Origin of the sequence: Novosphingobium lindaniclasticum LE124 (genome assembly GCF_000445125.1) — a bacterium.
GTDB classification, from domain to species: domain Bacteria; phylum Pseudomonadota; class Alphaproteobacteria; order Sphingomonadales; family Sphingomonadaceae; genus Novosphingobium; species Novosphingobium lindaniclasticum.
Map to the genome: position 1 here is coordinate 1 of NZ_ATHL01000122.1, position 9442 is coordinate 9442.

The 9442-nt window shown below is 63.2% G+C and carries 11 protein-coding genes; 4 read left to right on the forward strand and 7 right to left on the reverse strand.

Annotation, left to right across the window (positions count from 1 at the left end; genetic code table 11):
* The 6 genes from L284_RS41790 to L284_RS47000 form a co-directional block, all read right to left on the reverse strand.
* A partial coding sequence (locus tag L284_RS41790) for a BapA prefix-like domain-containing protein (RefSeq protein ID WP_040714011.1) occupies positions 1 to 441 on the reverse strand: 441 nt, incomplete at its 3' end.
* Positions 442 to 1045: 604 nt separating this feature from the next.
* Complete coding sequence (locus tag L284_RS41795; RefSeq protein WP_021235367.1) at positions 1046 to 3013, reverse strand: OPT family oligopeptide transporter; 1968 nt, start codon at positions 3011 to 3013, stop codon at positions 1046 to 1048.
* A 320-nt stretch (positions 3014 to 3333) separates the two neighbouring features.
* Entirely contained in the window at positions 3334 to 3507 is a 174-nt protein-coding gene (locus tag L284_RS48290; protein ID WP_160172146.1) for a hypothetical protein, read from the reverse strand.
* A 179-nt stretch (positions 3508 to 3686) separates the two neighbouring features.
* Entirely contained in the window at positions 3687 to 4418 is a 732-nt protein-coding gene (locus L284_RS41805) for a Crp/Fnr family transcriptional regulator (RefSeq protein WP_021235369.1), read from the reverse strand.
* Positions 4419 to 4485: 67 nt separating this feature from the next.
* Entirely contained in the window at positions 4486 to 4758 is a 273-nt protein-coding gene (locus L284_RS0124700) for a helix-turn-helix domain-containing protein (RefSeq protein WP_160172147.1), read from the reverse strand.
* Positions 4718 to 5203: a cyclic nucleotide-binding domain-containing protein gene (locus tag L284_RS47000; RefSeq protein ID WP_152524733.1), complete on the reverse strand. Its 486-nt coding sequence runs from the start codon at positions 5201 to 5203 to the stop codon at positions 4718 to 4720. The genes L284_RS0124700 and L284_RS47000 overlap by 41 nt, the downstream gene beginning before the upstream one ends.
* A gap of 599 nt (positions 5204 to 5802) precedes the next feature.
* On the opposite strand from L284_RS47000, the gene L284_RS41815 reads away from it, so the two are divergent.
* Together L284_RS41815 and L284_RS41820 are read left to right on the forward strand one after the other, a co-directional pair.
* Positions 5803 to 6159 carry a hypothetical protein gene (locus tag L284_RS41815; RefSeq protein WP_021235372.1) on the forward strand — a complete coding sequence of 119 codons (357 nt, stop codon included), beginning with the start codon at positions 5803 to 5805 and terminating at the stop codon, positions 6157 to 6159.
* A gap of 228 nt (positions 6160 to 6387) precedes the next feature.
* Positions 6388 to 6687, forward strand: coding sequence for a hypothetical protein (locus L284_RS41820; RefSeq protein WP_152524734.1), 300 nt, complete (start codon positions 6388 to 6390; stop codon positions 6685 to 6687).
* A 9-nt stretch (positions 6688 to 6696) separates the two neighbouring features.
* Here the strand turns inward: L284_RS41820 and L284_RS41825 are convergent, their stop codons facing one another.
* Complete coding sequence (locus L284_RS41825) at positions 6697 to 6939, reverse strand: hypothetical protein (RefSeq protein WP_021235374.1); 243 nt, start codon at positions 6937 to 6939, stop codon at positions 6697 to 6699.
* 106 nt (positions 6940 to 7045) lie between these two features.
* Here L284_RS41825 and istA point away from each other — a divergent pair, with 106 nt between their 5' ends.
* A complete protein-coding gene (istA, locus tag L284_RS41830; RefSeq protein ID WP_081674106.1) occupies positions 7046 to 8572 on the forward strand; it encodes an IS21 family transposase in 1527 nt (508 codons plus the stop codon).
* Positions 8573 to 8582: 10 nt separating this feature from the next.
* Complete coding sequence (istB, locus tag L284_RS41835) at positions 8583 to 9323, forward strand: IS21-like element helper ATPase IstB (RefSeq protein WP_021235376.1); 741 nt, start codon at positions 8583 to 8585, stop codon at positions 9321 to 9323.
* The last annotated feature ends 119 nt before the right edge of the window (positions 9324 to 9442 follow it).

The window sequence follows — 9442 nt, forward strand, 5'->3', positions numbered from 1 at the left end:
CAGCGCGCCGAGGCCGATGAGCAGGCCGTTGCCGATGCCGCCCCCCGCAGCAGCCGCGCTCGAGGCAGCCGCGCCGGCAGTGCCGTCCACCGCCGAAAGTTCGTAGCTGACCGGCTCGGTGGAGACGTCTCCCGAGGCCACGCAGGACGCATCGCCGAGGTTGACGAGCCACTGCGCGCCGCTGCCGGGATCGCTCAATGTGATTTCGCCGAGGTCTTCGGGGGAGCAGCCGAAGTAACCCTCCAGCCGCAAGGTCGAGCCATCCGCGAACTTGAGGATGAGATCGTCCCCTTCGCGAATCATCGACGACACCGCGTCGAGCGGCGCCGAAATCCGAACATTCGCGTTGAGAGGAACCACGATCCGAGCATCGCCGGTTCCGGCGACCGAAGTTGAAGTGGCCTTTGTGGCGCGATCTATTATCTCGACCCGCTTGTCCATCTCGTTACTCCCAGCCTCAGAGCACCCCTGGCGGTGCCGTCGTTCGTTGCAGAGGTGGGTGCTGAGAAGAATAAGTCCGGGAAGACCAAATTAGTCGGAACAACTAACATCGACTATGCTTTAAAGCGGCACATCCTCTAGGGCCGCTACTGCATATTTTGCCCCCATAACTTAAATGTTCGCCAGCGCCACGCTCTCGCTTCATCCAAAACGCAGATAAAACCATCTGGTACCGGCGTGCAACGTGTGAGGCTCTGGAAGTTTCCTGCTATTTCTGATCAACTCATCGCCTTGGAGGCTCGTCTCATCGCTACAGGTCGGGTGGAGATTATTCCCAAACGGAAGACGCAACCCACTGAGGGAAGACAGAGATTGCCGCAATGCATTGATAAACGACAATATAATGCCAAAAAGTCACACTGGATCTAATTTTGTCCAAGCGAAAATACAGTCATTTCGAAGATGATGATATATTCAAAACGGTTTTTGTTTATAGGACATGTACGTAGCCAGGCTCGTGACTAAAATGCCGGGAATGCGCGCAGTGGCCCGCCTCGACATCGCTCAACGTGGACGAACGTAGCAAGGGGCCCGCCGCAAGTGATCAGTCGCTGACGACCAGCTTGCGCGTCCGGCGGTAAAGTCCGTGCACCAGCACGAAGAACAGCAGCGTGCCGCCCACAAGGGCCGGACCGGCGAATTCATCGCCCACCAGGGCAAGCGGCGCATCGCTGCCGGAGCGAGCGACGATAGCGGCAAAGCCTACGCCCCACAGGCTCTCGCCCACGATCAACCCGGTCGCGGTGAGCACGCCCATGCGCTCGGCCAGTTCGGGATTGCGCTGGGCGGAGGCCCAACGGTCGTAGAAGAAGCCGAGCACGGATCCGATCACCGTCGGCAGGATGACGCTCATCGGCAGGTAGATGCCGATGCCGATGCCCAGCGGCGGCAGGCGAAGGCGCCCCATCGCGCCGAGCAGCTCGTCGAGCGCGATGAAGGCCGCACCCGCAGCGGCGCCCCAGCCGATCATCTTCCAGTTGAGGGTGCCGCCCAGTACGCCCTTGGCAAGGGTCGAGATCAGCGCGGCCTGCGGTGCCGGCAAGGCGTTGGGTCCGGCGTTGACCGCGCCTGCGAAGCCGAAGGCGGTGTTCAGCAGGTCCAGCACCGGCGGGATCACCAGCGAGCCGAAAACGACGCCGATCACCAGCGCGACCTGCTGCTTCCACGGCGTGGCGCCGATGAGTTGGCCGGTCTTGAGATCCTGCAGGTTGTCGTTCGAGATCGTCGCCACGCCGAAGACGATGCCGGTGACGATCAGGGCATAGGCGACCAGCGCTTCGGTCGTTCCGCCAGGCTGATCGCGGCCGAACAGCCCCACGAGCATGAGCGAGGCGGCGACGACGGAGAGGATCCCGATGCCCGAAACCGGGGAATTAGAAGCGCCGATCAGGCCCGCCATATAGCCGCAGACCGCCGCGATCAGCAGGCCGATCACCAGAACGAACGCCAGCGCGCCGGCGATCAGCAGCATTTCCGATCCGGCCAGCGCCCCCCCGGCTATCACGCTCCACAGCAGGATGGCGATAGGTACGAGCATGGCGAGAGTGCCGAACAGCACGATCGAGATCGGCAGATCCCGCTCCTCGACTGCAAGCGCCTCTCCCGCCTGCCGCGCGCGGCTGGCTGCCATGGCGGAGCGCACGCCGCCGATCACAGGTCCGGCAATGCGCAGCAGCGTCCAGACCGCTGCAACCCCGATCACGCCTGCGCCGAAGAAGCGAACATTGTCCGCGAACACGGTATTGGCCCATAGCTCCACGCTTCCCGGCAAGGGGTTCTGCGACGTCAGCATCGGCAGCAGCACCCACCAGCCCACGACCAGGCCGAGCAACATCGCCATGCCCACCGAAATGCCCACGAGGTGTCCGACACCCAGCAATGCGAAAGACAGCCCACCGGAGATGCCGGTGGCACCGGATCCGGCGCGGAACCACACGGAGGCTTCCGCCACCGCCAGCCGCGTCTGGGTAAGGATCGCGAAGCCGGCCGAAGCCAGCGCGTTCCACAGGAGCACGGAAAGCCCCTTGGCGCTTTCCGCACCGCCTTCTCTCAGTTCGGAGCCGACCTTGAGCACTTCGGCAGCGGCATGGCCTTCCGGATAGGGCAATGGCGTATCGAGCACGAGCGCGCGGCGCAGCGGCACCGAGAAAAGCACGCCCAGGATGCCGCCGGTCCCGGTGATCGCCACCGTCGTCCAATAAGGGAAGTCCTGCCACCAGCCGATCATCACCAGACCCGGCAGCACGAAAATGATCGCCGCCAGCGTTCCCGCCGCGCTCGCCACGGTCTGCACGATGTTGTTCTCGAAGATCGTCGAATCCTTGAACCCGCGCAGGATCGCCATGGAGATCACCGCGGCGGGGATCGAGGTGGCGAAGGTCAGGCCGACCTTGAGCCCGAGGTAGACGTTGGCGGTCGTGAACAGCAGAGTGATCACGCCGCCGAGCAGAATGCCGCGCAGGGTCAGTTCGAGCGGGGATCTCGCTCCTACGCTACCAGTCTGGTTTGCCATGTCTTTTCGTTCGGCCAATCGTCAAGGGCATCGCTCGGCTTAGGGCGGGGCGGCTGCCGGGTATGGAACACGCTACGATCTTCGACAGTCGGAGCCGCAGGCTCGCTGCCATATTGTCGCGCGGCCGTCCAGAGCGCGATAGCCCTGCGAAAAGCGGGAACTCCACGCGGCCGAAGTTGTTCTTAAGGGGACTGCGCATAGACGCAGACGTTCCAAAGCTCTCCCCCCACCCCTTTCGGGCTTTGCAACTTTACGGAAGGCCGCCTGCCAGTCCCTGGCCGGCGGCCTTACTTATAACCGCCCGCCTGCCCTCAGCGAGATCATCCCTGCACATCGTCCTGGCCGAGCACTTCGGTTTGCCCCGGCGAGCGAAGCCGCTCGAGCAAGTCGGGGACCAGGTCGCGCAAGTGGATCAGGTCCATCCGCGAACCGACCCGCGAAGCCGCGAGGTCGTAGAGCCGCTGGGCATGGTCGATCAGTTCATCGTCGGTCATCGCAGCGCATTCCTTCATCTGCCGGGGCGCCAACCGGTCTTCGAACCGCCATCCGGGAAGAGGCCGCTAGTCCGGGTGCGCTGTGCCGACAAGCCGGGCGCGCGTCATATCCCCTTCGATGAGGGACCTGAGCCTCAAGCCCGCGCAAATCACCGAAGCGAGCGGTTGCGCGATGGTTGTCAGGCTTTCACATCCAGCATGAGGTAACCGTCGTCGAAGTTGCCCCTGCGGACAAGGCCGGTCCAGTCCCCGACGCGCACGCGGCCCTGTTCGAAGAGCACGCCGCATTCCTGCCGCAAGGTGGACACGGTGCGGTTCACGTGAACCGTGGTGAGGCCCAGAGCGTCGGCAAGTTGCGCCTGGGTGATGGGCAAGGCGAAATCATGCCTCTGGTCCAGCTCATGCGCTTCCATGCGCATGCCCATCTCGCAGATCAGATGGGCGGTGCGGGTAACCGCATCGGCGCGGCCGAGATTGGCGGTCCACTTCGCCAGGATCGAGGCATCGGCGACGGTATCCCGCCAGAATGCCATGGCGATGGCCGGCTTCCTTTCCGCCAGGCCGCGCAGATCCCCATGCGGGATCTGGAGCACGACCGAGGGAACGAGCGCCTGAATCCCCCAGGCCGGCAGCGGCATCGGCACGGAATGCAGGTCGGCCATGTCGCCGGGAATGTGCAATGCGGTGATCTGCCGGCGCCCATCCGCCATCTGGTCGAAGCGCGCCAGAAGGCCCGATACCAGAAGCGTGGCGTGGTGGACGCCATGCCCCGGCAGGACCAGGTCCTGCCCGCGCGACGCCTGGACACGGCGACCTTCCAGGCCGCTCAATGCCTGTACCTCTCCGGGCGAGACCACGCTTCTCAGCAGGATACGCCGGACGAACAGGGCGACGGCGGCATGACTGTGCACAAGCGATCTCCCTTTCGCTGCCCTCGCATCGGCAGGAGCAAAATGTTCAGGGAACGAAGAAGTTGCCTTATCCCTCATGCCCCATGATTTCCGCGTAATGGGCTTCCGCCACTCCGTAGAACGGCCCGCAATATTCCGCCAATCCCCTGCGGTTGCGGATATGGATGCGCCCGCGCTGCGCCTTGATCCACAATTCCGCTTCCAGGTTGTGAATGGCGTGCGTGATGCTCGCTCGTCGCACGCCCATTATGACTGACATGTTCTCGTGCGTCAGCGGAAGATCGTCGTTGCCGATCCGGTCATGGTACATCAGGAGCTTGCGCGCGAGCCGCTGCTGCACCGTCGCCCGGACCCCGGCGCTGGCGGCCAGGCTCAGTTGCACGATCTGCGTCTGGATATGAGCGCAGAAGATAATGCAGCAGCGACGGACTCGCGTCCAACTGTTTCTGAAAGGCTTCCCGCTCCAGCGCCAGCGCACCGCCTGCGATCTGAACGCGGCTGTCGCGCTGCGGCAGGAGCTTGCAGATGGCGCTGGCGCCCACGATCCCCTCGCATCCGACCACGCCGACCTCCAGCGGCACCGGGATATCGCTGGTTTCCAGGTTGGAAACGACGGCCGATTCGATGAAATAGATCTTCACCTGCCATTCGCCGCGCCGCTCCAGATATTGACGCGAAGCAAGGTTTTCGCTGCTCAACAGCGGTTCGAGCCGCGCGCGATCCTCGGGAGCCATGCCCAGCAACAACTTGTTGCAGGTTTTTCCTCTTCCCATTCCGCCTGTCATCGGCAGAGCCCTTCCCATGGCGGTCGGCCAGGAGTTGTTCCATATTATCAGAGGAGTGCAACGATCGGTGCCGATACCCGGTTCCGAGGCTCCCCGCGTCTCGGAATTGCGCAAGCCGTTGCAAATTCGCCGTATTGTTACGGATACTCATTTTTGGCAAACGGCCATACCTCTTCAGGCTAAGTTGGTCAGCGTACGGGGGCGTACCAAGTTTTCGGCTTCCACAAAAACACCGTCAACTGTAGAGAGCCACGACAAGGGAGGCAGCCAAGCGTCATTAAATAAGTATACGATCCTGATAGGCGCGAACAGCGCATTGTGATCGGCGCAAGGCATCGTTTCGTTTGGGAGGAGGAACTGAAACGCCATGAGCATAGGCTCAAGAAGAAGACGGACGAGCCTGCGTGCCTCGTCGTATGTGGCGCCGCCGGCGCATCGCTCCTGGTCGCTCAGCGAAAAGGGCGCGCGCATACCGCTATCGCCTACGGAGTCGCTTGCGCTACAGCAGCGTCTCTGGGACGTGCTTGACGCCGATTGAGCGCAGGCGCCGACGATCGAGACCGATCCACACAATGTCGAACGATGGAAGAGGATGACCAATGATCGAGATTTCCGGTTTCGCGCAAGGTATCGACCATGCCCGGTCGATGGGTGAGAACTTCGCCGCCAATGCCAAGGCTGCGGCGGAGCAGATGCTGGAAAGCGGCCAGGAAGTTCAGGCGCAGATCGCCAGCCAGGTCGCAAGCCAGCGCGATCGGCTGCTCGTCTGCCTCGACGGTCTGGCCAAGGCCGACGATCCGGCCAGCGCATCGCGCGTCGGCGCCTCGTACATCAGCGAATCGATGCATGCCTATGGCGAGAACATGGCGCAATGGAGCGAGCTGGTTCTGCGCAGCGTCCGCCGCGGCTTCGGCGATGCGGGTAAGGCTTCACAGGGTCCCGTAGCCGCCGAGTAACCGAGCGCTTCCCGCTACGGAGAGCCGACCCGACAGATTGAAAGTGCGACCCTGACTGGGCCTCGTGTGCCGATGCATGCGAGGCCGCGTTGTCGTTGCCTTCGTTCGCTACGCGGCCTCCCGCAATCGATATCAACGTTTCGTCGCGATGCGCGACCGACTTCGCTTCCCTGGTCCTATGAATAAGTCGAGCGCAACGCAGCGCCGTCGATCCAAAGGTTCAGGTTTGTGGAATTGTTCGGTCTTCCGCCCTATGAGAGCATCGCGACGCTCGCCCTGCTGGCGCCGCCGGTGGAACTTGCATTGCGGTCGCATCGCAATGCGAAGCCGGCCTCCCGCGAGTGGCTCGCCCGGCAGTTCGACCGGATCGGGGACGAGACCTTGCGCGTCCAGACGGCCCAGGAGTTGCGAAAGCTCGGCCAGGCCACGAAAGACGTCTGCCGCGCGGACTTCGCTACGGCCCTCGATCGCGCCCGCGCCGCCCTGTTGCCTCCGACCGGCTGCGAACAGGCCCCATCCCTCAACTGATATTGGCGCTCATACTGGTGCGGCCGGCGCGCCACGCTGTCGCTCATTGATCATGACGTGATCGAATGCGAGGTCCTGGACTCCACCGGACTTCAGATCCCGGTCCGCAAGCTGCAAGTCGATATTCTTGAGCAGCACGGCGCGGATCTCCGTCTGCCCCGGATTGGGCCGCATCGTGCGGATTCCGGGGTCATCCCGGCCACCATTCCGATTTGATCCCGGCCGGGATTCCGAGATGATGCCGGCCACCATTCCGAGCAATTCCCGGCCACCCGGGAGGGAGTGAGAAGCCCGATCGTTGGGTCCATCTTATCGGCGCAGCAGCCGGAGGATGGAGATGCCGACGAGGAGGCCGAAGATGCGCCATGTGCGCGAAGTAATGAGAATGCATCGGGAGGCTTGTGTCCCGATGCGCGAGATCGCCCGACTGACTGGCCTTGCTCGATCAACGGTGCGCGACATGATCGTGCGCTTCGACCGCTCGGGATTGGCGTGGCCGGTTCCGTCCGAGATCGGCGACATAGATCTGGAGGGCCGCTTGTATGGCCCCTCCGGCGTCAAACCTGGCCGACGCAAGCTTCCGGAGCCGGACTGGCCGGTGGTAGCGCGCGAGCTGAAGCGCAAACACGTGACGCTGCAGGTGCTCTGGGAGGAGTACCGTGCCGAGCATCCGGACGGATATCGCTACTCGAGATTCTGCGATCTGTTCCGCCGCTGGGAAGGCCGCTTGCCGCTGGTCATGCGGCAGAGCCATGCCGGGGGCGAGAAGCTATTCCTTGATTACGCTGGCGATACGGTGCCGGTCGTGGTGAACCGGCGGACCGGAGAAGTCCGCGACGCCCACATCTTCGTCGCCGTGATGGGCGGATCGAGCCTATCGTTTGCGCTGGCGACGTGGACCGAGCAGTTTCCCGACTGGATCGCAGGTAACAATGCCGCCTTCGCCTTCTTCCGCGGTGTTCCTCAGTTGCTGGTGCCCGACAACGCCAAGGTGGCGGTGATCAAGGCCTGTCACTTCGACCCTCAGGTGAACCGCAGTTACACCGACATGGCCCGGCATTACGGTACGGCGATCCTGCCGACCCGGCCGCGCAAGCCGCGGGACAAAGCCAAAGTCGAAGCCTGCGTCGGTATCGTCGAACGCTGGTTGCTTGGCCGCTTACGTAACCGGATCTTCTACAGCCTCGCCGAGGTGAACGCAGCGATCGCCGAATGCCTTGCCGATCTCAATGACCGGCGGGTGCTGCGCCAGTTCGGCAAGACGCGCCGCCAGCTGTTCGACGAAGTCGATGTTCCGAACCTCAAGCCGCTGCCGGCAGAGCCGTGGGTTCATGCCGAATGGCGCCGCTGCCGCGTCGGGCTGGATTATCATATCGCAATCGAGCGGCATCACTACTCGGTCCCGCACCGCTTCGCGCGCCGGGAGGTCGAAGCCCGGTTCACTGCCAGCACGGTCGAAATCTTCCTGGGAGGCGAGCGTATCGCCGTGCACATGCGCGGCAGCGGGAATGGCCGGCACACCACAGTCCCCGAGCACATGCCCTCCAGCCATCGGCGCTACGGCGAATGGACGCCGGCCAAGATCCGCGAAGAGGCAAGCCGGATCGGGCCGATGTTGTCCCTATTGGTGGAGAAGGTCATCGAGGCGAAGCCCCATCCCGAACAGGGCTACCGGTCATGCTTGGGCATCATCGGGCTCGAGAAACGCTTCGGTGCCCAGCGGCTCGAAGCCGCGGCGCTGCGCGCGCTGGAAATCCAGGCGCGCAATTATCCGTCGGTCAAATCGATCCTCGAGAAGGGGCTCGATCAGGTGCCTGTTCCCCAATCCCCCGAGCAAGAGCCGATCATCCACTCCAACATCCGCGGCTCGAGCTACTACAACTGAAGGAGCAAGAATGCTGAAGCATCCCACTCTGGACCTTCTGGGCCAGCTTGGCCTGGCCGGCATGGCCAAGGCCTTCGCCGAGATGGAAGGCAACGACGATGCAGATGGCCTCAGCCATGCCGAATGGCTGGCGCTGCTGCTCGACCACGAGGCCACCTACCGAAATGACAGACGCCTCGCTTTGCGCCTGCGTCACGCCAAACTGCGGCACCGCGCCGTGCCTGAGGATGTTGATTATCGAACACGCCGCAGCCTTGATCGCCGGCTCTTCGAAACGCTGCTCGCCGGTGACTGGATATCCAGGCACGAGAACTTGGCCATCATCGGCCCGACCGGCATCGGCAAAAGTTGGTTGGCCTGTGCGATCGGCCACAAGGCCTGCCGCGATAATCGTTCGGTTCTCTACACGAGGTTGCCGCGGCTGATCGACGAGCTCACGCTGGCCAAAGGTGACGGCCGTATCGCCGCCCGCCTGAAAAGCCTCGCCCGGGTGGAGCTACTGATCCTGGACGATTGGGGCCTTCAGCCGCTCGACGGCAACGCCCGCCATCATCTCCTGGAAATCCTCGAAGACCGCTACGGTCAGCGCTCCACGCTCGTCACCAGCCAACTTCCCGTGGCCCGCTGGCATCAGACCATAAACGATCCGACATACGCCGACGCCATCCTGGACCGCCTCGTTCACAATGCACACCGCCTCGAACTCGAGGGTGAATCCATGCGCCGGCCTGCGACCCAAACCGCCGCTTGACCACCGTCAATCCCTAATGCCATCAAGCGAAACGATCTGGCTTCTACCCGGCCGGGATCAAATCGGAATGATGGCCGGGATCAGATTGGAACAGGCGACCGGGATCATCGGAATCCGCA

Coding starts and splice junctions, on each gene's coding strand:
- L284_RS41795 (WP_021235367.1), bottom strand. CDS start 3,013: ATGGCAAACCAGACTGGTAGCGTAGGAGCGAGATCCCCGCTCGAACTG.
- L284_RS48290 (WP_160172146.1), bottom strand. CDS start 3,507: ATGACCGACGATGAACTGATCGACCATGCCCAGCGGCTCTACGACCTC.
- L284_RS47000 (WP_152524733.1), bottom strand. CDS start 5,203: ATGACAGGCGGAATGGGAAGAGGAAAAACCTGCAACAAGTTGTTGCTG.
- L284_RS41815 (WP_021235372.1), top strand. CDS start 5,803: ATGATCGAGATTTCCGGTTTCGCGCAAGGTATCGACCATGCCCGGTCG.
- L284_RS41825 (WP_021235374.1), bottom strand. CDS start 6,939: ATGGTGGCCGGCATCATCTCGGAATCCCGGCCGGGATCAAATCGGAAT.
- istA (WP_081674106.1), top strand. CDS start 7,046: ATGCGCCATGTGCGCGAAGTAATGAGAATGCATCGGGAGGCTTGTGTC.
- istB (WP_021235376.1), top strand. CDS start 8,583: ATGCTGAAGCATCCCACTCTGGACCTTCTGGGCCAGCTTGGCCTGGCC.